Annotated in this window: 26 protein-coding genes and 1 tRNA gene; 21 read left to right on the top strand and 6 right to left on the bottom strand. The window is 49.2% G+C overall.

Annotated elements, in window-relative coordinates; translation table 11 throughout:
- The first annotated feature begins 499 nt into the window (after positions 1 to 499).
- Positions 500 to 1,492 (top strand): helix-turn-helix transcriptional regulator, encoded by a 993-nt coding sequence (locus A372_RS0120670; RefSeq protein WP_019422806.1) that lies wholly within the window; start codon positions 500 to 502, stop codon positions 1,490 to 1,492.
- A gap of 59 nt (positions 1,493 to 1,551) precedes the next feature.
- Positions 1,552 to 2,085 (top strand): DinB family protein, encoded by a 534-nt coding sequence (locus A372_RS0120675; protein ID WP_019422807.1) that lies wholly within the window; start codon positions 1,552 to 1,554, stop codon positions 2,083 to 2,085.
- 111 nt (positions 2,086 to 2,196) lie between these two features.
- Here A372_RS0120675 and cydS read toward each other — a convergent pair whose 3' ends face one another.
- Genes cydS through A372_RS0120690 form a run of 3 tightly spaced genes read right to left on the bottom strand, consistent with a single transcriptional unit; the run spans position 2,197 to position 4,687 of the window.
- A complete protein-coding gene (gene cydS / locus A372_RS39630; RefSeq protein ID WP_019422808.1) occupies positions 2,197 to 2,298 on the bottom strand; it encodes a cytochrome bd oxidase small subunit CydS in 102 nt (33 codons plus the stop codon).
- A 14-nt stretch (positions 2,299 to 2,312) separates the two neighbouring features.
- On the bottom strand, positions 2,313 to 3,335 hold the full coding sequence (locus A372_RS0120685; protein WP_019422809.1) for a cytochrome d ubiquinol oxidase subunit II: 1,023 nt from the start codon (positions 3,333 to 3,335) through the stop codon (positions 2,313 to 2,315).
- Positions 3,332 to 4,687, bottom strand: a complete 1,356-nt coding sequence (locus tag A372_RS0120690) for a cytochrome ubiquinol oxidase subunit I (protein ID WP_019422810.1) — start codon at positions 4,685 to 4,687, stop codon at positions 3,332 to 3,334. Before A372_RS0120690 ends, A372_RS0120685 begins: the two co-directional genes overlap by 4 nt.
- A gap of 508 nt (positions 4,688 to 5,195) precedes the next feature.
- Here A372_RS0120690 and A372_RS0120700 point away from each other — a divergent pair.
- The 11 genes from A372_RS0120700 (at position 5,196) to A372_RS0120750 (ending at position 16,865) form a co-directional block, all read left to right on the top strand.
- The gene (locus A372_RS0120700) at positions 5,196 to 6,320 is read left to right on the top strand and encodes a methyl-accepting chemotaxis protein (RefSeq protein WP_019422812.1); all 1,125 of its coding nucleotides are present in this window, start codon (positions 5,196 to 5,198) and stop codon (positions 6,318 to 6,320) included.
- A gap of 129 nt (positions 6,321 to 6,449) precedes the next feature.
- Positions 6,450 to 7,454 (top strand): PstS family phosphate ABC transporter substrate-binding protein, encoded by a 1,005-nt coding sequence (locus tag A372_RS0120705; RefSeq protein ID WP_019422813.1) that lies wholly within the window; start codon positions 6,450 to 6,452, stop codon positions 7,452 to 7,454.
- A 154-nt stretch (positions 7,455 to 7,608) separates the two neighbouring features.
- Positions 7,609 to 8,535, top strand: coding sequence for a phosphate ABC transporter permease subunit PstC (gene pstC / locus A372_RS0120710; protein ID WP_019422814.1), 927 nt, complete (start codon positions 7,609 to 7,611; stop codon positions 8,533 to 8,535).
- Positions 8,536 to 8,539: 4 nt separating this feature from the next.
- A complete protein-coding gene (pstA, locus tag A372_RS0120715) occupies positions 8,540 to 9,415 on the top strand; it encodes a phosphate ABC transporter permease PstA (RefSeq protein WP_019422815.1) in 876 nt (291 codons plus the stop codon).
- A gap of 12 nt (positions 9,416 to 9,427) precedes the next feature.
- Positions 9,428 to 10,201 carry a phosphate ABC transporter ATP-binding protein PstB gene (gene pstB / locus A372_RS0120720; RefSeq protein WP_019422816.1) on the top strand — a complete coding sequence of 258 codons (774 nt, stop codon included), beginning with the start codon at positions 9,428 to 9,430 and terminating at the stop codon, positions 10,199 to 10,201.
- A gap of 109 nt (positions 10,202 to 10,310) precedes the next feature.
- A complete protein-coding gene (gene phoU / locus A372_RS0120725; RefSeq protein ID WP_019422817.1) occupies positions 10,311 to 10,970 on the top strand; it encodes a phosphate signaling complex protein PhoU in 660 nt (219 codons plus the stop codon).
- A gap of 123 nt (positions 10,971 to 11,093) precedes the next feature.
- Positions 11,094 to 13,769, top strand: a complete 2,676-nt coding sequence (polA, locus tag A372_RS0120730) for a DNA polymerase I (RefSeq protein ID WP_019422818.1) — start codon at positions 11,094 to 11,096, stop codon at positions 13,767 to 13,769.
- 61 nt (positions 13,770 to 13,830) lie between these two features.
- Positions 13,831 to 14,661: a DNA-formamidopyrimidine glycosylase gene (gene mutM, locus A372_RS0120735; RefSeq protein ID WP_019422819.1), complete on the top strand. Its 831-nt coding sequence runs from the start codon at positions 13,831 to 13,833 to the stop codon at positions 14,659 to 14,661.
- A 142-nt stretch (positions 14,662 to 14,803) separates the two neighbouring features.
- Positions 14,804 to 15,568 (top strand): MntP/YtaF family protein, encoded by a 765-nt coding sequence (locus A372_RS0120740; protein WP_019422820.1) that lies wholly within the window; start codon positions 14,804 to 14,806, stop codon positions 15,566 to 15,568.
- A 113-nt stretch (positions 15,569 to 15,681) separates the two neighbouring features.
- Positions 15,682 to 16,278 (top strand): dephospho-CoA kinase, encoded by a 597-nt coding sequence (coaE, locus tag A372_RS0120745; RefSeq protein ID WP_019422821.1) that lies wholly within the window; start codon positions 15,682 to 15,684, stop codon positions 16,276 to 16,278.
- The gene (locus A372_RS0120750) at positions 16,275 to 16,865 is read left to right on the top strand and encodes a lytic transglycosylase domain-containing protein (RefSeq protein ID WP_019422822.1); all 591 of its coding nucleotides are present in this window, start codon (positions 16,275 to 16,277) and stop codon (positions 16,863 to 16,865) included. The genes coaE and A372_RS0120750 overlap by 4 nt, the downstream gene beginning before the upstream one ends.
- A gap of 60 nt (positions 16,866 to 16,925) precedes the next feature.
- Here the strand turns inward: A372_RS0120750 and A372_RS0120755 are convergent, their stop codons facing one another.
- Positions 16,926 to 17,147: an alpha/beta-type small acid-soluble spore protein gene (locus A372_RS0120755; RefSeq protein WP_019422823.1), complete on the bottom strand. Its 222-nt coding sequence runs from the start codon at positions 17,145 to 17,147 to the stop codon at positions 16,926 to 16,928.
- A gap of 124 nt (positions 17,148 to 17,271) precedes the next feature.
- Here A372_RS0120755 and nrdR point away from each other — a divergent pair, with 124 nt between their 5' ends.
- Entirely contained in the window at positions 17,272 to 17,748 is a 477-nt protein-coding gene (nrdR, locus tag A372_RS0120760; RefSeq protein ID WP_019422824.1) for a transcriptional regulator NrdR, read from the top strand.
- A 98-nt stretch (positions 17,749 to 17,846) separates the two neighbouring features.
- Here the strand turns inward: nrdR and A372_RS0120765 are convergent.
- Positions 17,847 to 17,922 (bottom strand) — tRNA-Ala (locus A372_RS0120765).
- Positions 17,923 to 17,978: 56 nt separating this feature from the next.
- The gene (locus A372_RS0120770; protein ID WP_233697845.1) at positions 17,979 to 18,245 is read right to left on the bottom strand and encodes a hypothetical protein; all 267 of its coding nucleotides are present in this window, start codon (positions 18,243 to 18,245) and stop codon (positions 17,979 to 17,981) included.
- 308 nt (positions 18,246 to 18,553) lie between these two features.
- Here A372_RS0120770 and A372_RS0120775 point away from each other — a divergent pair, with 308 nt between their 5' ends.
- The 7 genes from A372_RS0120775 (at position 18,554) to A372_RS0120805 (ending at position 24,700) form a co-directional block, all read left to right on the top strand.
- Positions 18,554 to 19,465 (top strand): AraC family transcriptional regulator, encoded by a 912-nt coding sequence (locus tag A372_RS0120775; protein ID WP_019422826.1) that lies wholly within the window; start codon positions 18,554 to 18,556, stop codon positions 19,463 to 19,465.
- 134 nt (positions 19,466 to 19,599) lie between these two features.
- Positions 19,600 to 20,574, top strand: coding sequence for an N-acetylglucosamine kinase (locus tag A372_RS0120780; protein WP_019422827.1), 975 nt, complete (start codon positions 19,600 to 19,602; stop codon positions 20,572 to 20,574).
- Positions 20,575 to 20,650: 76 nt separating this feature from the next.
- Positions 20,651 to 21,961: a 6-phospho-beta-glucosidase gene (locus A372_RS0120785; RefSeq protein ID WP_019422828.1), complete on the top strand. Its 1,311-nt coding sequence runs from the start codon at positions 20,651 to 20,653 to the stop codon at positions 21,959 to 21,961.
- 227 nt (positions 21,962 to 22,188) lie between these two features.
- Entirely contained in the window at positions 22,189 to 22,590 is a 402-nt protein-coding gene (locus tag A372_RS0120790; RefSeq protein WP_019422829.1) for a phage holin family protein, read from the top strand.
- Positions 22,591 to 23,075: 485 nt separating this feature from the next.
- On the top strand, positions 23,076 to 23,453 hold the full coding sequence (locus A372_RS0120795) for a cytochrome c oxidase subunit II (protein ID WP_019422830.1): 378 nt from the start codon (positions 23,076 to 23,078) through the stop codon (positions 23,451 to 23,453).
- A gap of 100 nt (positions 23,454 to 23,553) precedes the next feature.
- Entirely contained in the window at positions 23,554 to 23,982 is a 429-nt protein-coding gene (locus tag A372_RS0120800; protein WP_019422831.1) for a DUF86 domain-containing protein, read from the top strand.
- A gap of 82 nt (positions 23,983 to 24,064) precedes the next feature.
- Positions 24,065 to 24,700, top strand: a complete 636-nt coding sequence (locus A372_RS0120805; protein WP_019422832.1) for a helix-turn-helix transcriptional regulator — start codon at positions 24,065 to 24,067, stop codon at positions 24,698 to 24,700.
- Positions 24,701 to 24,758 lie beyond the last annotated feature (58 nt).

Raw genomic sequence — 24,758 nt, forward strand, 5'->3', positions numbered from 1 at the left:
GAGCTTTTTTACTTCTATTAGATAATGGGGAGAATACGTCTCTGGTCTTGGAGCTGCCCCTTGTCCCTTCCCTGGAGCAAATCTGCCTGTAATATCTCTTGCCTCACTCTCCCCTTCATTCAGAATGGCTGCCTCTTTTTTAAAACGAGAATATTGTTAACGGACCTTTGTGCAATGGCCCTTATGTCCATTCTCCCGCATAGTCAGGAATGGTAACGACGGAAGAAATGATACATGCCGTTTCGTATAGAAACCCTGCCATGAAGCGGCCGACAACAGCAGTGAGCCAGAATCGTCCTTGGTGTGCCGTCTTCTGATGGAAGGGGAGAACGAAGCAAAGGGGCGAGTGAAGCGAATCACCGTCAGCCAGAATGCGACGCAGCACGAGTGAAAGGGCGTATTAGTGCCGCAGTGCGCGAACCATAGTGGATGTACAAGCTGGAGCCATAAGGTGATTCAGGTTATCATAAGGTTATATCAGATGTAAAAAGGTGATGCGATGAATCGGACGGATCGGTTGCTCGCTATGCTTCTCGAACTTCGCAGCAGGAAGCTGTGCCGAGCAGAGGATTTAGCGGAACAGTTTGAAATTAGTGTAAGAACGGTATATCGGGACATGCTGGCGCTGTCGGAAGCAGGGGTTCCGATTTGCGCGGTGCCGGGACAAGGCTACTCTTTAATGGAAGGCTACTTTCTGCCGCCAGTGTCGTTGCTGCCCGAGGAAGCAATTCTATTGCTTTGCGGCGGGGAACTGGTGGAATCGATTTTCTATTCTCCATGGAAGGAGCATGCTCGCACGGCTCATCGCAAAATCGAGGCGTTGCTGAGCAGCAGTCAGCGAGCTCAGGTGGATGAGCTGCGTCAACAGGTACGGATTTTGCCTGCCCCTTACGCAGAGTCTTCGGCATTGCACGGTCAAGATATAGAGGCGGATACGCGCCTCTTCGGAATGATTCGTGAAGGCGTCCAGGAGAATCGCGTGCTGCAAATCGATTACCATGGGAAGCGCAGCGGCCGCGACGGCGACTTGTCGTCGACCCGCAGAAAGATTCATCCGTATGGACTTATATATGTTGGAGGCGGATGGGTGCTCGTTGCGTATTGCGAGCTTCGGCAGGATATGCGTCATTTTCGTCTCGGCCGCATCGGAGCTTTGCTGCCGACGGAAGAGAAGTTTCTGCGAGATCCGAGCTTTTCTCTGACAGCATATAAGAAGGAGAATGATCGAACCGTTCAAGTTCGGGTTTGTTTCACGCTTGATATTGCGCCACAGGTGTTGGCTTCTCGATATTTCTATATCGATTCGTATGTAGAGCAGGCAGAGCGGCTTCTCGTGACCTTGCTTGTCCGTCGCGAGGATGAGGTGCTAAGCTGGATTCTTGGCTGGGGGCATCGTGCGAAGGTGCTGGAACCAGCGTCTTTGGTCCAGCGAATCGAGGAGGAAATTGCCGCGCTCCAAAAAGTATACATGACTTCCGCGCTCCTGACATAAGGTTGTCAGGAGCTATCTTTTATGATGTATGTATAACCAACAGAAAGAGGGATATAGTCATGGCAGAAAATCGGCAATCGCTTGAAGGATTAGAAAACATCGGAGCGCTCGTAGAACAGTATCGGAATGGACTTGATCCATATACGATCGAGCAGCTGCGTTATAAGGCAAACGATGATCAGTGGTCGCTCGGACAAATGTACAATCACCTGATTCAATCGGCTATGTTCATGCAGATCGGCGCGATTGCCAAGTGCGCCGAAGCAGAATCAACGGATACGGCAGAAGGAAAGAGCGAAGACGGGCAGCGAATTTTTCAAATGGGCTCTTTTCCGCCAATCAAAATCAAAGTTCCGGATTCACCGCAATATACGCCGTCTCAGCCGGAGAGCAAGGAACAGCTGGCAGAAGGCTTGGAAAAGGTGTGGGAGCAGGCACAATCGTGGGCGGCGAAGCTGCATGAGATTCCCGGGAATCGGAAAGTCAAGCATCCAAAGCTCGGTTATTTAAACGCGCTGGAATGGTTTCAGCTGATTGAAATGCACCTCCGCCATCATTTGCGGCAGCAAGCAACGCTTGAACAGGAGCTATAGAATCCTCATAAAAATACAGCCCTCAGCGAATTCTCTTCGCGAGGGCTGTTGCCGTTATAAAGTCAGTCTTCGTTGCAAAAGGCGCACGCACGGGCCAATGCGCTAGCCTGTTTACTCCTCATCCGTCTTAACGCGGGCGCCCCACCAGAATACGAATCCGATGGACAAGGCCACGATGATCAGCGGGGCGTAGAAAATAAGAAAGTTCTCCATTGCCGAATCCTCCTTTAAGCCTTGGTTTTGTTGCCTTTCACATAGTTCGCATCGAACAGGAACAAGCGAAGCAGCAAGAACAATGACGGTATCAGTATAAGCAAGCCCAGTATGAATACGACGATTAGCGCGGTCGCCATCGAAGGATTCGTAATGCTGTCGTGGATGTTGACGTACGGATAAAGCACATATGGCAGATGGGCTTTTCCGTAACCGAACCAGGCGAATCCGAACTGCAGAACGACGCAAGCGAACGCCCAGCCATAATTGCGGCGTTTCCAGACGCAGAAGACTGCAATGAGGAAGAACAAGAACGACAGAATGAACATCCATGCATTCGACACCATGTTGTTAAAGTGATCTAAGTTATGTCCTCGAATCGCATAGAATACGAACAAGCTAGCCAGAATCGTCGGTGTAGACCAGAATAAGGCATATTTGCGCACGACTTCGAGCGCTGCGCTGTCCTCTGCTTTCGCAGCGTAGTATGTCAAGAACATAGCTGAAATGTACAACACGCTCACGAGGGCAAGCAGGATAACGGAATACGGATAAATGTTCGTAAACAGTTTCCCGAAGGCGAATGTGATGGAGCCTCCCTGTTCCGTAATATATCCGCCTTCCGAGACGGCCAGCACCGTCGACAATGCCGCGGGGATGAGCCATCCGCTGACACCGTACAAGAACATATAGACACGGTTGTTCTTGAAGCCGTATGTGCTGAACGCATAATAAGAACCGCGAATCGCCAGCAGTATTGTCGCCAAGCTTCCCGGGACAAGCAGTGCCGTACCGTAGTAATAAGCGGCATCCGGGAAAAATCCGACCAGTCCGACATAGAAGAAGATGAGAAAGACGTTCGTCACTTCCCAGACCGGAGACAAATAGCGTTCGATGACATTGTTGATAATATGGCGCTTGCCTGTAATGGAACTTACATAGCTGAAAAATCCAGCGCCGAAATCAATCGACGCCACGATGAGATAGCCGAACAGAAATATCCAAAGCACCGTAATTCCTAGCAGTTCGTAACTCATATCTTCGTGCCTCCTTCAATCCCGAGCGCAGCAATTTCCTCTTCTGCAGGATTGTCCTTGAACATCCGGATCAGGACTCTAATCGCGGTCAGAGTAAGTACGGCATAGAGCAAGGCGAACAGCCATAGCATCGTATCGACGTGGTTCGATGTCGTCGCGCCTTCGGCTACCGTCATGACCTTCCATAAAATCCATGGCTGACGGCCGATCTCCGCGAACATCCAACCGGATTCGATAGCCATAACCGCCAGCGGCGCGCCAATGACGATGGCCCAGAGCAGCATACGGCTAATCGGCTTGCCTGTCTTGCGCTTCCGGCGTTGCCATATGACGTACCAGAGTGCGACAAGCGTCAAATAGATACCAATGAACACCATGGAATCAAAGAAATAATGCGTTGGCCGCAGCGGCGGAAGCTCGTCTGGCGGAACTTCGTTCAAGCCTTTCACAACCGTATCCGGTGTGCTTCCAGCCAGAATGCTGAGCGCAAATGGAATTTTGATTGCAAATTTGACTTCATTCTCTTCCGTTAAAATGCCGCCGAGAATGAGCGATGCTTTATCTGTCGTCTCAAAGTGCCATTCGGCCGCCGCGAGCTTCTCGGGCTGATATTCATGCAAATATTTTCCGGACAAATCCCCAATAAGGGCGGAAGCAAGCGCAAAGACAAGCGCCGAAGTCATCGTCAGACGCAACGCCTTCTTGTAGTACGTATGATTGCGGCCGCGCAGCATCGCAATCGCTGCAATCGCCGCCAGCAGAAAGGCGGACGTGACGTATGCCGTGACGAGCACGTGGCTGACCTTCGTCGGCATAGCCGGGTTGAACATGGCGAGCAGCGGTTGGATATTTGTCATTTGACCTTCTACCATATCGAATCCGCGCGGCGCATTCATGAATGCGTTCACGGTAGTAATGAAGAACGCCGATGCGGAAGAGCCAATGGCAACCGGGATAAGCAGCAGGAAGTGAACCATCCGGTTTTTGAAGCGATCCCAGGTATACAAGTAAATCCCCAAGAAAATCGCCTCTACGAAGAACGCGAATGTCTCCATGAACAGTGGCAGTGCGATGGCTTGACCGGCAACACGCATGAAGTTCGGCCATAACAGACTGAGCTGCAGGCCAATAGCTGTACCGGTAACGACGCCAACGGCAACCGTCACGGTGAATCCGCGTGCCCAACGGCGTGCCATCAACAGATAGTGCGGATCATTTCGCTTGATGCCTATCCACTCGGCAAGAGCGATAATGAGCGGCACACCGACGCCAATCGTGGCGTAAATAATGTGCACAAACAGCGTAAGTCCCGTCAAAATACGGCTGAACAGGACTGGATCGTAGTTGAACATGTTCTCTATCACTCCTCAATGAACAATGAATGAACGCTTAATTGCGCCGCTTCTTGGAATACTTCGTGATTAACGGGACTTTTTAAAAGAAGCGTCGGATAAAAGATAAGAGCATGATGGCGCCTACCGCAAAACTGACGATAATGAGCATCTTTTCCTGTTTTCTTATTCGATCGGCTTGTTTGTTATCGGATTCCATCACGAAACCTCCTTCGATTTGTTAATAAAAATGAGCGGTTCCGCCTTAAATTGTGATCTATATCATTGCTTATTTATATATTAAACAAATAATGTGATTCATTTCACAACAAATGTGAATGGGTGATGAACAAGATGTTACAAAAGTTTGTCTATACCTAATTCGAACAATAAATGTAAAATAAAGCTCGTTATTTCACAAACAGAGATGATTTACAATATCTTAACTTTTACAAAACAGAACATTTACAATCCCGTGCTACATTGGGACTTAGGGCGGAATTCAGGACTATAGTAGGGGTGAAGCTTCATGATAACGAAGGTTGGTACGACCCAGCGAACTCAAGAGGAACCGCAACAGCGGCTCGTAACAAACGAATATGATGACCTCATACGACAAGCACCCATTATTCAAGCGGGCACGACGATTGAAGAAGCGGAACATCGATTTCGCCGCGATCCTTTCCTTCTGTGTCTCATAGTAGGGAACGATAGGCAGCAGCCGATTGGCATCGTCATGCGGGAACGATTCCATGAATTTATGAGCAAACGCTTCTCGCCGGCATTGTTCTATGAGAAGCCGATTACGCGGCTTATGGATGGTAATGCATTGATCGTAGAGTGGGGGACGGATACGGGAGAATTGTTGGATCTTGCAGCGGCGCGGCCGGAAGAGCGGATGTATGACAGCATTGTCTTCACCCGCAATCAAGAGTATACCGGCATTCTTTCCTCGAAGCAGTTATCGCTATTGTCCAGTCGAATCCGTACGAATTCCAAACGCAAGGAAAAGGAAGTGGTCTCTTCGACGCTCAGAGCGCTCGATACGATTCGCAATGAGGCGGAGCATGTTCGCGAAGCGGCGGCAGACGGGAAATGGCATGCCGACCGAATGATAGAAGAAACGACGACAGGAAAGACGGTGCTCGACAATGTAGCTGCCTCATTTCATCAGGTCGTCGCAGAGGTGGGCGGACAAGCGCAGCAGACGAAGCTGCTGAAGGAGCATACTGAAGCGGTGGCTCAAGCGGTCGGTGTCATCCGAAGTTGGTCCGACTCCTGCCATATGCTCGCGTTAAATGCTTCTATAGAAGCGGCGCGTGCCGGTGAGCACGGCAGAGGATTTCAAGTGGTGGCGTCAGAAGTGCGGAAGCTGGCTGCGCTCACCAAGTCAGCAACCGGACAAATTGAAGCTACGCTCAATCAGATGACAGACGCTTTAAATCTAACGATTCAAGCAAGCGAGCATACGAATAAGGAAGTGCAAACGACCTTATCGGGCCTTACGACCGCAGTCAAGCAATTTGAGCAGCTGTCCCGGGCGATCGTGGACAACCGCCACAGGTTGGAGCAAGCGGATGCTTATGCGATGCGCATGTTAGATACCGCACATGATGCGCACAGACAATTAACGACAATGTCAGACCGTCCATAAATATTTTACACTGCGTTTACAAAATACAAAAACAGGCTTAACAAACAAGCTTTAAGATACAAAGTGTAAGACGAAAACGAAAAAACGAAATGATTAAAAAAGCGAACCAATCAAAAGGAGTGGATACACTTGAAAAAATGGGGAAAACAAATCATGCTGCTAACGCTTGTTGCAGCGTTAACCGTAGTGCTGGCGGCATGCGGAGGCAAAAAAGAAGATACGAGCGCTAACTCTGGAAACACAGCAACAGAAAATACGACGAACGGTTCGACATCGGAAACAGCAAGCCCTGAGAAGTTGTCCGGAACGATTGATATAGACGGTTCCAGCACAGTATATCCGATTACGGAAGCAATGGCTGAGGAATTCGGCAAAGAGCATGGCGAAGTACGCGTATCGGTAGGAACGTCGGGCACCGGCGGCGGCTTCAAACGCTTCATTAATGGCGAAACGGCTATCAGCAACGCTTCCCGTCCGATTAAGGAGAAAGAAGCAGCTTCTGCGAAGGAAAAAGGCATTGAGTACTTGGAATTGATGGTTGCCTACGATGGTTTGTCGATTGTCGTCAATAAAGACAACGATTGGGTCGACAAAATTACAATCGATGAATTGAAGAAAATTTACGAACCGAATTCTAAAGTGAAGACGTGGGCGGACGTGCGTGCAGGCTGGCCTAATGAAGAAATTAAAATTTACTCGCCAGATGCCAACCATGGAACATTTGACTACTTCACCGAAGAAATCAATGGCAAAGCGCAAGAAAGCCGCAATGACAAGCAAGTGACGTTCAGCGCAGACACGAACGCCATTGTACAAGGAGTCGCAGGCGACAAGAACTCTATCGGATATTTTGGATATTCCTACTTCGAAGAGAACCAAGACAAGCTGAAGCTCATCCCGGTAGACAACGGTACTGCTACAGTAGCGCCTTCCCAAGACACGATTAAAGACGGCAGCTATTCGCCATTGTCCCGTCCATTGCTCATCTATGTGAACAAGAAGCACATGGAGAAGGCAGAAGTGAAATCATTCGTTGAATATTACTTGCAAAATGTCGGCAGCATCGCCAAAGAAGTCGGCTATGTAGCACTTCCACAAGAAAGATATGACGAGCAATTGAGCAAGTTGAAATAATTAGATTCGTCTAAATGTATGTGAATGCACGTAAGACTAGCATCATACAACCTGCAGCAAATGTGATGTCTCTCCATACGGAAGGTTTGGGACATCACATTTTCACGAAGATAATGTTAACGAATTGTAAAAGAAGTAAAGAGAGGTTAAGACGATGCAGGGTAATCTCCCGCAACAAGAGACAACGATGTCCTTTAAAAACAAAAGAGCGCATATATCGGACAAAATCGTTCCGATTGTGCTGTTTATGTGCGCAGCCCTGTCGGTACTGACCACGATCGGGATCGTATACACACTCTTTTCTGAAACATTCTCTTTCTTTAAAACTGTAAATATATCAGAATTTCTGTTCGGCACGAAATGGAGCCCGCTTATTGAACCGAAATCGTTCGGTATATTGCCGCTGCTGGGCGGTACTCTGATGGTGACGGTCATCGCCTGCCTCGTTGCTATTCCAATCGGCCTTGCGAGTGCGATTTATTTAAGCGAATATGCGCCGGCACGCGTTCGCAAAATCGTCAAGCCGGTGCTCGAGGTGCTGGCCGGTATTCCGACAATTGTGTACGGATACTTCGCCTTGTCGTTCGTCACGCCGTTAATTAAGAGCATCTTCCCAGATGTGGGCGTGTTCAACGCATTGAGTGCGGGGCTTGTCGTTGGAATTATGATCATTCCGATGGTGTCGTCGCTGTCCGAGGATGCGATGATGGCGGTGCCGCGGAGCTTGCGTCATGGCGCGTACGCACTAGGTGCGACGCGCTTTGAAGTAGCGCTCAAAATTGTCGTTCCGGCCGCGTTTTCCGGCATCGTGTCCTCCGCTGTATTGGCCTTCTCCCGTGCCATCGGAGAGACAATGATTGTGACGGTTGCAGCCGGGGCTACACCGCAGCTGACGTTGAACCCGCTTGAGAGCATTCAGACGATGACGGCATACATCGTTCAGGTCAGCATGGGTGATACGCCGCACGGCTCGATAGAGTACGGTACGATCTTCGCCGTCGGGATGACGCTCTTTGTCATTACGTTCTTGCTGAATATTGTCGCTCAGTGGGTCGCAAGACGGTTCAGGGAGGAGTACTAAACGAATGAGTATTTTACAAGATGCTAACCGTAAACAAATCAGCAATCGCCGTAAAGTCGATATGACGCTTCATATTTTATTTCTCATAGCAACATCCATCGGTATTATCGCTTTGATGGCCTTGCTCATTCAAATTATGATGGACGGTTTATCCCGTCTCAATCTGGAGCTGTTCACGAATTACCCGTCGCGGATGGCTGCCAAAGCCGGGATGAAATCGGCCATTGTCGGTTCCATTTATATGGTGCTCATTATGGCTCCCATCTCCTTCATACTCGGCGTAGGAGCGGCGATCTATCTGGAGGAATATGCGAAGAAGAGTGCGTTCACGCGCTTGATTCAATTAAATATCAGCACATTGGCCGGCGTGCCCTCAATTGTGTACGGAATTCTCGGATTGACGATCTTCGTACGCGGGCTGGCTCTGGAGCGCAGCTTGTTGTCCGGTGCGCTGACGATGACGCTGCTCGTGCTGCCGATTATTATCGTATCCGCTCAAGAGGCGATTCGAGCCGTGCCGAAAGCGCGCAGAGACGCATCCTTCGCGCTTGGCGCCACGAAATGGCAGACGGTATCGCGATCAGTGCTGCCTTCCGCGATCTCAAGTATTTTGACCGGTGTCATTCTGGCACTGTCGCGGGCTATCGGCGAGACCGCGCCGCTTGTCATGATAGGCGCCCTCACGTTTGTCGCTTTCCTTCCAGAGAGCATTATGGATCAGTTCACAGTCATGCCGATTCAAATTTTCAACTGGGTATCGAGACCGCAATTGGCCTTCCACGAATTGGCGGCTGCGGGCATTATCGTTCTGTTGGCACTGCTTATCATCATGAACATCTCTGCGGTGATGCTGCGCAACAAATATCAGAAAAACGTGTAAGGAGACGATCGCATGAGCACAGCGACTGCCTTAAAAACATTAATCGACATTCGCGACTTAGACCTCTACTACGGTACTTACCATGCTTTGAAGAAAGTGTCGATGACGATTCCGGAAAAAGCGGTGACGGCGTTCATTGGCCCTTCCGGCTGCGGTAAATCAACGCTTCTGCGCACGCTGAACCGCATGAATGATATGATCATCGGCACGCGCATTGAGGGCAAGGTTGAAATTGCCGGTACGGACATATACAGCAATGAAGTGGACGTAGAAACATTGCGCAAGAAGGTCGGCATGGTGTTCCAGCAGCCGAATCCGTTCCCGAAGTCTATTTACGATAATATTGCCTACGGCCCGCGTCTGCATGGCACCCGCAGCAAATCGCAGCTGGATGAAATTGTGGAGCAAAGCTTAAAGCAGGCGGTGCTGTGGGACGAAGTGAAGGATTACTTGAAGCGCTCGGCGTTCAGCCTATCTGGCGGTCAGCAGCAGCGCCTCTGCATTGCGCGCGCCCTGGCGGTGAACCCTGACATCCTGCTGATGGATGAAGCCACATCCGCGCTCGATCCGATATCTACACTTAAAATCGAAGAGCTTGTTCAAGAATTGAAGCATCGTTATACGATTGTCATGGTTACGCACAATATGCACCAAGCTGCGCGCGTGTCGGACCAGACGGTATTTTTCTTAAACGGTGAAGTGGTGGAATTCGATAATACGGAAACCCTGTTCTCCAATCCGAGCGACAAGCGCACGGAGGACTACATTACGGGACGTTTCGGATAAAAGAGGCAGTTCAAAAATCCCCCTTTTGATCACGAAGCATCTCAAGATGTCACTTAGCATCGAAAAGGGTCATTTTTGAACACGCATGAAAAGGGAGAGTGGGTGAAGCATGATTAAGCGCAAGGAATTTGACTTGGCTTTGAATGAGCTCAGCAGGCTGCTAGAAGAGATGGGGCAGCGTGTCGAACGAGCCTTATCCGAGTCAATTGAGTCCTTGAAGACGATGGATGCAGTACGCGCCAAGCATATCATATCTGAAGATGTTGAATTGAACCAACTCGAAGAGAAAATTATCGACCTCGGTTCAAGACTCATATTGACACAGCAGCCGGTCGCGAAAGATTTGCGCCGCATCCTCGTCGCCTTCCGCATTTCGAATGACCTGGAGCGGATGGGCGACTTGTCTATCGACGTGGCGAAGGTGGTGCTGCGCATGGATGGACAGACGCTAATCAAGCCGCTTATCGATTTGCCGCGTATGGCGGAAATCGTGCAGCAGATGATAACGGACTCCATTCAATCCTATGTGCGGGAAGATGTGAATCTAGCTTATAAAATGGCGAAGGAAGACGACCAGGTTGATCAACTGTACAGCCAAATTTTCCGCGAGCTGTTAAGTTATGTTGTAGAGAACCCGCAGAACGCTTCCCAAGCGATGCTGCTTACGTTCGTAGGGAGGTATATCGAACGGATTGCAGACCACGCGACGAACATCGGTGAAGCGGTTGTCTATCTGGTTACGAACGAGCGTCCTGATCTGAATAATTAATCATTGCAACCGATCGGAGAAAGACCCGATCGGTTGTTGTCGTCTAGGGCGAGACTGATTTCCTTTTCTGGTCTAGGCTATGCTATCATGTTAGCAAGAGAATGGATTGAGGTGCTTTGTATCATGGAAAAATGGATCGTTATCGACGGTAACAGCATTATTTATCGAGCTTTTTTTGCAATGCCCCCACTGACGAATTCGCAAGGTTTACATACGAATGCCGTGTACGGCTTTACTACGATGCTGCTACGCATATTGGAAGAAGAACGTCCGACGCATATGCTCGTTGCATTCGATGCAGGCAAGGAGACGTTCCGCCACGGCGACTATCAAGACTATAAAGGCGGACGCGAGAAGACACCACCTGAATTGTCCGAGCAATTTCCTCTATTGAAAGAATTGTTGACCGCAATGGGTATTTCCCATTTTGAACTTAAAGGATATGAAGCGGATGATATTATCGGCACGCTGACGCGTCAAGCGGATGAATCGGGGCAATCCATGTCTGTCGTAACGGGCGATAAGGATATGCTGCAGTTGGCTTCTGAGCATGTCACCGTTCTGCTGACGAGAAAAGGCGTGACAGAGATTGAGAAGTACACTCCAGCAGCCATAGAGGAGAAGTATGGGCTTGCGCCGCTGCAAATTATCGATATGAAAGGCCTGATGGGCGACACGTCCGACAACATTCCGGGTGTCCCTGGGGTTGGTGAGAAGACGGCGCTGAAGCTGCTGCATCAATTCGGCAGTGTGGAAAGCGTACTTGAGCATGTTGATGAGCTGAAAGGCAAGATGAAGGAGAACATTACGAACCATGCCGAGGATGCGCGCCTCAGCAAGAAGCTGGCGACGATCTTTCGGGAAGTGCCTTTGGATAAGGAATGGGAAGAGATGGCTTTTTCGGGCTTGAAGGGAGATACCGCCATTCCAGCGTTGAAGAAGCTTGAGTTCAAATCGATCATCGAGCGTATTGAGAAGATCGGCATGGTGGATGGCTCTTCAGTTGCCGAGCCTGCTGTTGCCGATGATTCACTGTCAGCCGAGAAGCTGAATGTTCGTCTGGTGGACGACAACTGGGATGAATTGAAGCAAGCGCTGGACGCGGCAGATACGTTCATCGTGGAATCTCACGGCGACAATCCGCATCAGGCGGAGCTTATCGGCATGCTGATCGCCTATGAGGAAGGAAGCTGGTTTCTGACTAAGGAGCAGCTGCTAAGCGAAGAGGCCGGAGCGATACGCGAGTGGCTGGGTGACGGGAGCAAGTTGAAGAACGGATATGACATGCACTACGCCGAGCTTGTGCTGCACTGGACAGGCATACCGTTTGCGGGATCAGGCTTTGACGTGCAGTTAGCTTCTTATGTGCTGAATCCGGACGATGCGACGGCTACATTGCAGGCGGTGGCAGAGAAGAACGGCTTGCCCGCAAGCCCAAGCGATGAGGATGTATATGGAAAAGGGGCCAAGTTCCGTGTGCCCGAGCTTCAGCAAGTGGCCGAGCATAGCGCGCGCAAGGGAGCGCTCGTGCGTCGGTTAAAGCCGCTTATGGAGAAGACGCTGCACGAGCAGGAGATGGATCGCCTCTATTACGAGCTGGAATTGCCGCTATCTAAAGTGCTGGCTCAGATGGAGAAGACAGGTATTAAAGTGAAGATTGAGAGCTTGCAGCAGCTGGGCGAGCAGTTCAGCGAGCAGATTGAAACGACGATGAAGCGCATTTACGTGTTGGCTGGCACCGAATTCAACATCGGTTCGCCGAAGCAGTTGGGTGAAATTCTGTTCGACAAGCTCGGACTTCCGGTCATGAAGAAGACGAAGACCGGATATTCGACCGATGCGGAAGTGTTGGAAAAGCTAGAACCGTATCACGACATCATTCCACTCATTTTACATTACCGTCAGATGGCGAAGCTGCAATCGACTTATATTGAAGGTCTGCTGAAGGAAGTGCGCAAGGAGACAGGCAAGGTCCATACGTATTTCCGTCAGACCATTGCGGCTACAGGCCGCTTAAGCAGTCAATACCCGAACTTGCAGAACATTCCGATTCGGTTGGAGGAAGGACGCAAGATTCGTCAAGCCTTCGTACCATCGGAACAGGGCTGGCATATTGTTGCTGCCGACTATTCCCAGATAGAGCTCCGCGTTCTAGCCCATATATCGGGTGATGAGAAGTTGAAGGAAGCGTTTCTTCATGATATGGATATCCATACGAAGACAGCGATGGACGTGTTCGGCGTAAGCCCGGATGAGGTGGATGCCAACATGCGCCGTCAAGCGAAGGCGGTCAACTTCGGGATTGTATATGGCATTAGCGATTATGGGCTCTCTCAGAACTTGAATATTACGCGCAAGGATGCCGCAAGGTTTATCGAGCAGTACTTTGCCGTCTTCCAAGGCGTTAGACAATATATGGACGATATCGTCGTACAAGCGCGTCAGGACGGTTATGTGAAGACGCTGCTTGAACGGAGAAGGTATTTGAAAGATATCACGGCGTCGAATTACAATCTGCGTTCGTTCGCCGAACGCACCGCGATGAACACGCCAATTCAAGGTACCGCAGCAGATATTATTAAGCTTGCGATGGTGCAAATGGATGAGCGCCTGCGGGAACAGGGCTTGCAGAGCCGAATGCTCCTGCAGGTGCACGATGAATTGGTGTTCGAAGTGCCGCCTGATGAACTTGATACGATGACGAAGCTTGTGCCGGAAGTAATGGAGCAAGCATTACAGCTTGCCGTACCGCTGCGAGCGGACGTGAATTCAGGTGAAAACTGGTATGAATCCAAGTAAAATTCACGATTTCCACATATCCGGGATATTTTCGGTATAATGGACATCGAGGTGATATATTATGCCGGAATTACCGGAAGTAGAAACAATCAAACGAACGTTAAACGCATTGGTCGCGGGGAAGAAGATCGAACGGGTCACCGTATCCCTCGCTCGGATTATTCAGCGGCCAGCCGATATAGATCAATTTTGTGACGCATTATGCGGACATACGGTACAGCAGGTTGAGCGCCGCGGGAAATTTCTGCGCATTCTGCTCGACGATCTCGTACTCGTCTCCCATCTTCGCATGGAAGGACGCTACGGCGTCTTTGCATCGGACGAGCCAGTGGAGAAGCACACGCACGTCATTTTTCATTTTGACGACGGTACTGAGCTGCGATACAAGGATGTCCGCCAGTTCGGGACGATGCATTTGTTCAAGCCGGATGAAGAATGGACGCTGCCGCCGCTTCATAAGCTAGGAGTAGAGCCTTTGTCCGATGGCTTCACCGTTGAGCAGTTCGCGGCGGCCATGCGCAAGCGGCGCAGCTTTATTAAGCCTGTTTTGCTTAACCAGCATGTTGTCGTGGGCATCGGGAATATCTATGTGGATGAGGCGCTGTTCCGCGCTGGAATTAATCCGCTCCGTCCTGCCGATCAATTGTCGGACGAGGAGTATGCCTGCTTGCATGAGGCGATTATCGCTACGCTCCAGGAAGCGGTGGAGGCGGGCGGCTCCTCTATCAAGTCGTACGTGAACGGACAAGGTGAGATGGGGATGTTCCAGCACCAACTGCAAATGTACGGCCGGGAAGGCCAGCCTTGCATTCATTGCGGTACCATTATAGAGAAGACCGTGGTCGGCGGGCGTGGCACGCATTACTGCCGATTGTGCCAAAAACAATCATAACCCGCTGAACGTTGAGCTGATGAAGTGATACAGCTTGCGTATGCACTCTTATCCGCTCCTGCCCATATGATGGATGTATATCATCGGTGGCCTCCGATATGCGCTATCGCTGTCGGTGTCCGCCAGGCGGGGAGGAACTGGGTTGCTCATTCAAGTAGCGTCTATGCTGGTATTGGCCTTTGCGCTAAGCTTGGACAGCTTCGGAGTAGGAATGACATACGGGTTGCGCAAACTTCGCATCCCTTGGACGTCTATCGTCATTATTTCATTATGCTCTGGATTGGTCATTTTGGTGTCGATGCAGGTCGGCGCCCTGCTCGTTCAATACGTTTCCGCATCAACTGCACAGTGGATTGGCTCCGTCATCTTAATCGGAATTGGATGCTGGGCGATTGTGCAGCTGCTGCGATCGCGTGCGGGCGACATCGCTGACATCGCTGTAATCTCGTCAGCAACTTGTGATGAGAGTAGAGGCAGCCATGTCCGGACGAAGAAAGAAGGCTGCGGCAACGATACGGCCGGAGCTTTGAATCCAGATACAGCCGATTCGAATCCGGAACCGCGGCCCGTCTTCCGCATCCAATTGCGGAGTCTCGGCCTTGTCATTCAGATTTTGCATACGCCTAGCGCTGCGGATATGGATCGTTCCGGTACGATAAGTTCCTCGGAAGCGGCATGGCTGGGCGTCGCTTTGTCTCTGGACGCGTTCGGCGCAGGAATTGGAGCGGCCTTGCTCGGTTATCCTCCATTCGCTACAGCGCTTATCATCGCGTTGTTCAGCGGCACTTTTTTACGAATCGGGTTACAAGTGGGCATCGCTTGCGCTCAATTCAGCTGGATTGGGAAATTGACGTTCATACCGGGGTTGATGTTGATTATGATGGGGATTATAAAGCTGTTCTCCTAGAGGTTGTTCAAAAAGTCCCCTTTTGATTTACAAAGCATCTTTTTGAACATGAACGCTTATGAAACTTTTACAGATGTGAATGAAGTACAGCAAAATATAAACGAGGTGAAAGCATGAACATCGGATTAACCGGCGGGATAGCGTCGGGGAAAAGCACCGTCTCTAACCTGCTTGTGGAACGGGGCGCTCTGCTTGTTGATGCTGATCGGATTGCCAGGGAGGTTGTCCTTCCTGGCAGCCCCGTTCTGGACAAGATTGCGGAGCTGTTCGGAACGGACATGCTTCTTGAGGACGGCTCTTTAGACCGCAAGCGGTTGGGGGAGGTCGTATTCGCTAGCGAGGAGCAGCGCAAAGTGCTGGAGGGAGTTACTCATCCGGCCATCCGGCATGAAATGATAGCACAAATGAGCAGGTTGGAAGGGGAGTACCCTGATAAGCTCGTTGTGGTGGACGTGCCGTTGTTATACGAATCGGGTCTGACGGAAATGTTTGAATCTGTAGTCGTCGTATATGTTCCGAAGGAAATCCAACTTCAGCGCCTCATACAGCGGGATGGAATTGACGCGGTACAAGCGGAGCGCCGATTGCAGTCGCAATGGGACATTGAAGAGAAGCGCACGCTTGCCGATGTCGTCATTGATAACAGTCAAGGACTTGAATATACGGAGCAGCAAGTTGAACGTTTCTGGTCGCAGAAAGGATTGTTATGAACCGTGTTATGAAGGTTCTGCGCAAGAAAAGAGTGTTGTTGTCGCTTTTCTTGGGCTTGTTGTTTATTTTGTTCGTTCAATCCCAATGGTTGGGGCGTTGGATGTATCCGATTCCATACGAGAACGAAATACGCAAGCATGCGGCAAAGTATAAGGTCGACCCGCTTCTCGTGGCGGCGATCATTCGAGTGGAAACGAATTTCCAAGCCGGGCGTGAATCCCGTAAAGGAGCGATTGGCGTCATGCAGCTTATGCCTGAAACAGCAACCTGGGCGATGGAACAGTTACAGTTGCAGAGGCACTGGACGATGGATGAGCTGAAGAACGAGGTTGATCCCAGCATTCATTTAGGAACGTGGTATTTAAATTCCCTGTACAAGCAATTCAACGGAAATTGGATTGCTGCCATTGCCGCATACAATGCGGGTCCAGGAAATGTGAACAAATGGATGCGAACGCAAGTGTGGGACGGCCAATATGAAACAGCCAAAAATCAAATACCATATGGAGAAACGAAGTTGTATGTTCAACGAGTCATCCATTATTATGATAAATATAAAGATATTTATCCGACACCATTGAAATGACAAAGAAGCATCGGACGAGCCGATGTTTAAATCACCGCTTGAGCCGATGCTTCTTCTAACTTATTTGTATTGACCTGCAAGTTGTTGCTCAGCCATTTGTACGAGACGTTTCGTGATGTATCCACCGATCGAGCCGGTGTCACGAGTCGCCATGTTGCCATAGTACCCGTCTTGCGGGATGGCAATACCCAATTCTTGAGCGATCTCGAACTTCATTTGCTCAAGTGCTGCCGTTGCTTGTGGTACAACCAGGTTGTTGCTGGAACGATTGTTTTGGCTCATATCTATTCACCTCCTTGCGGTTGGTAATTGTATTGTGCGCATTCTTGTAAAGTTCATTACAGGTAACGATTGGGATTTTCATCAAATTGATTAAACATCAGGCGTAAAGGACGGAGGAAATGAAATGAAGTGCCCCTATTGCGATCATTTAGGAACCAAGGTGCTCGATTCTCGTCCGGCGAATGATAATAAGTCTATTCGCCGCAGGCGTGAGTGCGAGCTGTGCAGCCGACGCTTCACAACATTTGAAATGGTAGATGAGACGCCTCTTATCGTCATTAAGAAAGGCGGGAGCCGGGAGGAGTTCAGCCGGGACAAGATGCTGCGCGGGCTCATTCGGGCATGCGAAAAGCGGCCGGTATCGGTAGAACGGCTGGAGATGATTGCTTCGGAAGTGGAGAAGCAGCTGCGCAATACGGCGCACGCCGAAGTGGAGAGCCGCATTATCGGCGAGCTGGTAATGGAGCAGCTGTATCCGGTTGATGAGGTCGCTTATGTCAGATTTGCGTCCGTATACCGGCAATTCAAAGACATTAATATGTTCATGAAGGAATTGAATCATTTACTATCCAAAAATTCTTTGGGAGAACATCAAGAATAACAACAAATGTAAGAACCCGAGGAAGCTGGGGTTCTTTTTTTGTAAGCAAACACAAAAAAGACACCTCGTTAAGAGATGTCATCGAGTATAACATGGATTGGTGGAGCCAAGGGGGCTCGAACCCCTGACCTCTTCGCTGCCAGCGAAGCGCTCTCCCAGCTGAGCTATGGCCCCGTTCACCTGTTATATTGTACCATGCACAGTATTAAAAATGCAATAGGACAATTTTCTTATTCAGCAAGCATTTCAGGTAAATTCACTTGGCTGTCAATTTGATCCGCGAATCGATTCAAGCATTTGCAAATAAAGTCTTTCCGGCAAATCGGACAAGGAATCGTCAGTAAACGGCTAATGCTTTTCTCGCCATGGTTATAGAACACACGGCACAGCGTACCATCTTGCAGCTTCACTTTTACCTGATAAAGATTTTCGGAATCGTTGCGTTCGATTAACGTTTTTTCCTTTACAATCGGTTCATAGGTCACGTTTCGTTTCACCTGCATCCTTAAATTTTTCGCAAGTAACATATTATGTTTTTTGAGTGTCTTTGTCAATTTAAATTATAACATCCTGGAGGCAAAGTTATTACTGACGGATTATTGAATACGTGAGAAAATACGAAAAACGAAGGAAAAAGTCGTAAACCACGTATTGGCATATTTTTTTGCAGTGCAATTTGCCATGCAAGTCTCGAATAGGTCTCACCCATTTATACCCGGCGGAAATTGCGGTCATCCGTATTTTTTGTTGTAATGGATATATGAGAATGCGATGAGTCTTGCAGGAGGGAGGGTATCAAGTAGTTATGGAACTTTTCAATGAGACAGAATGGATGACCCGAACGGACACACCACAGACCATCATCCGTGATCTTATTAATTTGCCGGATTCATTTCCGTTCATGGCCGCAACAACAGAAGGTGTCAGTCCCGGCTCTCAGCGATTGCATTGGCACCGGGAACTGGAGATTAACTACATTCGCAGAGGCCGGGGGTTTTATTTAATCAATGGGGTGAAGTATCACTTCCAGGAAGGGGACATTTTACTAATTAACGCTCATGACCTGCATCGCGCCTTCGAAACGGACAACCTTACGATGGACGTGTTCATGTTCGACCAGGCACTTCTCGCCATGGAGCTTCGTTATGATCACGATGTGTTGCGTCCATTTCGCGAAATGGGCGTACAGTTTACGAACCTGTTAAGCCGACAGCATCCTGTAATTCCGCAGCTTGTCGATATTTTACAGGATATTACGCTTGAGATGGACCTGAGAGACGCTTCCTATCCTTCTGTGGTTCACGCGCAATTGACCCGATTTCTCGCATTGGTGAACCGTCATTTTTCCGTATCGGATGCCAATCCCGCACCTGTCAAGCATCGTGGCATGCATGCGCTCAAAGAAGTTATCCGTACGATGGAGCTGCATTTATCTTACCAATGGACATTGAAGCAGCTTGCGGATTTGGCTCATTTGAGTCCTTCTCGTTTTAGCGCATTGTTCCAACAGGCTGTCGGCACTTCGCCGCTTGACTACCTTATCCAGCTGCGATTGACCCATGCGGCTCATTTATTAGAATCCTCAGACGAGAAGATAATTGATGTCGCAGAAGAATGCGGCTTTCGAAATTTATCCAACTTCAATCGCTTGTTCAAGCAGCATTACACAATGTCACCCAGTGAACTTCGTCAGCAAAGACAATTGAATAAACAGTAAGATTGTATTAGTTTTTGCGAAATTAGTAGTAGTCTATCTTTGAAAAAAAGGTGTAAGGTAACTATAAAGCGTTGTATGCGCATTCAGCGATTGTCGCAGGGGCGCGAACAAAACCAGAGATAGGAGAGGAACTGATGAGCATCTACTTGGGAGTGGACGCTGGAGGCAGCAAAACACACGCCCTACTAATTGACGCACATGGAAATGTATTAGGTAAAGGATTGGCCGGCAACGGCAATCATCAGATCCACCGTGACATAGCCGCGCGCAATATACGCCTTGCTTGTGACGCGGCACTTGAATCGGCCAATCTGACTAAGGACGACGTTACGTTTGCCTATTTCGGGCTTGCCGGTGCAGATCGGGAGCCGGATTACACGATTTTGCGTCCGATGATTGCGGAGCTTGGCTATGAACGCCATGCCATTGCGTGTGACACGATGATCGGAATGCGAGCAGGCACGAACCGTCCGTACGGTGCGGTTATCATTAGCGGATCGGGCTTCAACAGCGCTGCTCGCAACCGGAATGGGCAGGAGCTGCAATACGGCGGTTTCGGTCATATGTACGGCGACGGCTTCGGCGCAGGCTCGAGCTTGGCTGTATTAGCGTTTCGTGCGGTCATTCGCGCATGGGACGGACGAGGAGAAGCGACGAAGCTGACCCCAATTATACTTGAACAGTTGGGCTACAGCTCAGTGGATGAGATGTATACCGATGTGCTGGATAACGTTCAATCTGTCCCCAGGGACCTAGTGAAAGCACTGTTCCTAGCGGCGGCAGAGGGAGATGCTGTGGCGCTCCGCATATTGGAGGAGGAAGGTACAGAGCTCGGCAATGCCGTTAACGCGCTCATACGACGCCTTCACATGACAGAGGCAGCCTTTGATGTTGTTCTGATCGGCAGCGTATTGACGCGGGGACAAGGGCCGTATTTTATTGAAGCCATCAGCCGTATGGTGAAGACGGCTGCGCCATACGCTCGTTGCGTGCGACTCGAAGCGGATCCGGTCATCGGAGCAGTGCTCAGTGCAATGGATGAAGACGGCATGACGATCAGTCCGGAATTGGACGCTCGTCTGAAATCATTCGCTTTTCATGAAGGCTAAAGCTTTACCTCAAAGTTAAAGCGATTATCTTTCGATTATCATTATCAATTTGTATTGAAATGAGGAGGTCTTTGCAATGGGAGAACAAGCAGGCTTGAAAGTAGCAGTCATCGGTGGCGGTTCCTCTTATACGCCGGAAATTGTAGAAGGATTTATTAAAAATTATGAACAAATGCCGATTCGCGAGCTATGGCTCGTCGACATTGAAGCAGGCAAGCATAAGCTCGACATCGTAGGCAATCTTGCCAAACGCATGGTGAAAGAAGCGGGCGTGCCGATCGATGTGCATTTGACGTTGGAACGCGAACGCGCGATTGAAGGCGCTGACTTCGTGACCACTCAGATGCGTGTCGGCTTGCTAGAGGCGCGCAAGCGCGATGAGCATATCCCAATCATGCACGGTGTTATCGGACAAGAGACGACTGGCCCGGGCGGAATGATGAAGGCGCTGCGCACCATTCCAGTACTTCTGGACATTTGCCGCGATATTGAGCGCTTAGCCCCAGAGGCATGGATGCTGAACTTTACGAATCCTGCCGGAATCGTGACGGAAGCGGTGACAAAGCACAGTCGTGTTCGCTCAATCGGCCTGTGCAACTCACCGATTAATTTCAAGAAATTCTTGGCGGAACAATACGGTGTAACCGAAGCCGAAGTGCTGCCTGAATTTGTCGGTATCAACCATCTGCACTGGGTCACTTCCGCAGCGGTGAAAGGGGTAGAGAAACTGCCGGAGCTGCTGGATGGCGGCAAAACTTATACAGCAACGAACGTGCCGACTCTAGGATGGGATGCTGAGTTCCTGCGATCACTGGGAGCCATTCCGACGTATTATTTGAAATATTTCTACATGACCGATGTTATGTTCGACGAAATGCAGGAAGCGTTATCGAAGGACGGCACGCGTGCCGATGTCGTCAGCCGCGTTGAAGCGGAATTGTTCGAGCTGTACAAAGACGAATCGCTGCGCGTAAAGCCGAAGCAGCTTGAACAGCGTGGTGGAGCCTATTATTCGGAAGCGGCCGTTAACCTGATGAATTCGCTCTACACGGATAAACATGATATTCAAACGTTGAACGTGTCCAACGGCAATACTTATGATTTCTTGCCTGCGGATGCAAGCATCGAGGTGAATTGCGTCGTAACGGCGCAAGGACCGATTCCGCTGCCGCCAAGACGGGTGCCAGAGCATATTAAAGGATTGCTGCATGCGGTGAAGACTTATGAGCAGTTGACCATTGAAGCGGCGGTCAGCGGCGACCGCGGCATAGCACTGCAAGCGATGGTTCATCATCCGTTAGTTCCTTCGGTATCGGTAGCCAAGACGCTCTTGGATGAGATGCTGGAAGCGAATCGGGCTTACTTGCCGCAATTTTTCAAATTATAAAATAGTTAATATAGTTAATATAGTCGAGAAGACCTTGCAGATTGGTTGTGGGCAATAATATCCAGGTTACTTGGGTTGCTGCACGATTATGCGAGGTCTTTTTTTTGTTGTGAAAAGCATGCATCTACCACGCTTTCACATGTAAGTTGACGTAGTATACGTGCCGACACCATGTGGACAAGGACACGCATACAATAGAATATCCCGCGTTAGAGGAGGATACGTCTATGAGATTGATCGTTATTAACATCATCTGCGGGGTATGCGGCATCGTATTGGCATTTTTATTCGGAGTGTGGAGTCATTTGCTCACTTTATTTATGGTAGCGATAGCGATAGATTATATTTCCGGTATCGCCGCATCGCTAAAACAAAATAAAGGATTAAGCAGTAGGGTCGGTTTTTGGGGCCTTGCCAAAAAAGGCTTGATGCTGCTTATCGTCACATTGGCTCATCACATGGACATGCTGTTCGGGACAAGCTGGATCAAAGACGGAACCATCAGCTTTTATCTTGCGAACGAGCTCATTTCCATTACTGAGAATTATGCACGACTAGGCTTGCCGCTCCCTCCAAAAGTAAAAAACATCATCGCTTCTTTAAAATCGGATTCCAATGAACCTAAATAAGCTGTCATGATGACGCAACCAACTATTGCAGACATGATGGGACTGTGAGTTCACCAGCTCCAACTCATCATGTCTTGTTAATTTCTTATGGCGACAATACCTAAACGTGGCGAGAAAAAATGTGTGGGTCAATCGATGTATATTACAGTGACTCCCTCCCTCTGGAACTGGAGCTAACATCCAGATTGATAAGGCCAAGAGTCGTCGAAGCGCTCTTTTGTTCACTCTCCCCATGATTCAGACTGCGCAAGGAACATAATAGCTCAGGATCTGAAGGTATGAGAAACGGGCCTTATCAGAGGTGCTCTCAAGCTTTATTGAATGAAAAAGGAATTACTTACATAATCTAACCTCATTTCGTTCAATGTTTCGTCACAAATTGGAAAAATGATTCCGAAATATTCAAGTTTATATTGAGAGAAATAGGAAACATTTTGTAATATGTAAGGTGATGAATGTAACTGACAAAGGGGCGTAGAGCATTTATGCAGAAATGGACGATGTTCATATTGTTCAGCGTCGCGTGCTTGTTTGCCGCCGGATTGATGCTGTTCAACATGCCGCAACCTGAAGCAGAGGAAGCAGCTCCGGAAGGTGTTCAGCTTGTTAAGATTGTAGCGACCAATGATTTTAAGTTCGACCAAGCGGAATATAAGGTTAAGGCCGGGGAGAAAGTTCGCTTGAAGCTAGTGAACAAATCCGGTTTCCATGGAGCAGGCATTAAAGATTTCGACATCGATCTCAAGGATGGTCAGATGGAGAAAGACGTCGTGTTCGACAAGCCAGGAAAATATGTAATTCATTGTTCTGTCATGTGCGGCACGGGTCACGACGATATGAAATCTTTTTTGGTCGTTGAATAAACCAAGCTGAATGGACAAGAGAAGGGGCTTTCAGCTCCTTTTTTTGTGTCTGAATGCGCACGAACCAATATATATCCAACATCGAAGGAGGATCCAGAATATGTACTATGTCAATACAGAGCAAATTGATGAGCGGTTAACGTTCATTCCAAAAGTCGTTCAAGCTGTAACTGAAATTAATAATCGTTGGGATGGAAGTTTATACGCGTCCTTCGCACAGGAACGGGCACTGCATATCGCCATTGAGATTGTGACGGATGTCGGCAGTTTGTTAATTGACGGCTTTCTCATGCGGGATGCGAGCAGCTATGAAGATATCGTCGATATATTGGTTCAGGAGCAGGTCGTATCTTCTTCGCATCACGACTCCCTTCTCCGATTGGTGCGCCTGCGTCGAGCATTGGTGCAGCATTACACGGAGTGGGAACGGAATGACATCCATCCAGTGCTGCTGGAGCTCCCGGACATGCTACCGGAATTCGGAGAATCAGTCCTGCGGTTCATTGCCAAGGAAATGCATCTTGCCTAAAGTTGGCGTGTCCTTGTTGTCTATACGAACATGATACGTTACAATGACGATACGATGACAACCAAGGTTAAGGTGGTTAAAATTGAAACAACCGGAACGTAAAGTGACAACGCGTCAGAAGCTGCTTACTTTGCTGAAGACGAATGGCTCCATGTCCGTGGCCCAGCTCGCGAAGGAGCTTGGTATGACAGAGATGGGCGTCAGAAGACATCTTTACGCGATGCAGCAGGAGCATTTGCTAGTGACGGATATGGTTCGCCAGCCCATGGGCAGGCCTTTGCAAATGTACCGCCTTTCTGATAACGGGAATGAGCGGTTCCCGAAGCAGTATCATCAATTGATACTTGATTTGTTGAAGGAAATGGAATCATGGCAGGAGAAAAATGGGGTACAGCGCCTATTTGAAGGACGGAAGCAATCGCTTTTGGAAAAATACGCTCCACAGCTCAGTCAGAAATCGTTCGACGAACGTGTGCAGGCTCTGGGCAACATTCAAGATATGAACGGATATATGGTGGAAACGGAGCCGGTAGATGACGGCAGCTGGCTGCTTCATGAGTACAACTGTCCGATAGCCCAAGTGACTCAACTATATAAAGAACCGTGCGCGTGTGAATTGGCGTTGTTTCGCGATTTACTGGAAGCTGATGTGGAACGAACGGAGTGCTTGGCTGAGCAAGGACAGCGTTGTACTTATCGAATTAAGCGGCGGTTATAAAAAGAAAGTTATAAAAAGAAAGCCGGGATTCAATTTTGAAGTGCTCCCTGTCAAGTAG

Source organism: Paenibacillus sp. OSY-SE, assembly GCF_000283315.1.
Classification (GTDB): Bacteria; Bacillota; Bacilli; order Paenibacillales; family Paenibacillaceae; genus Paenibacillus_B; species Paenibacillus_B profundus.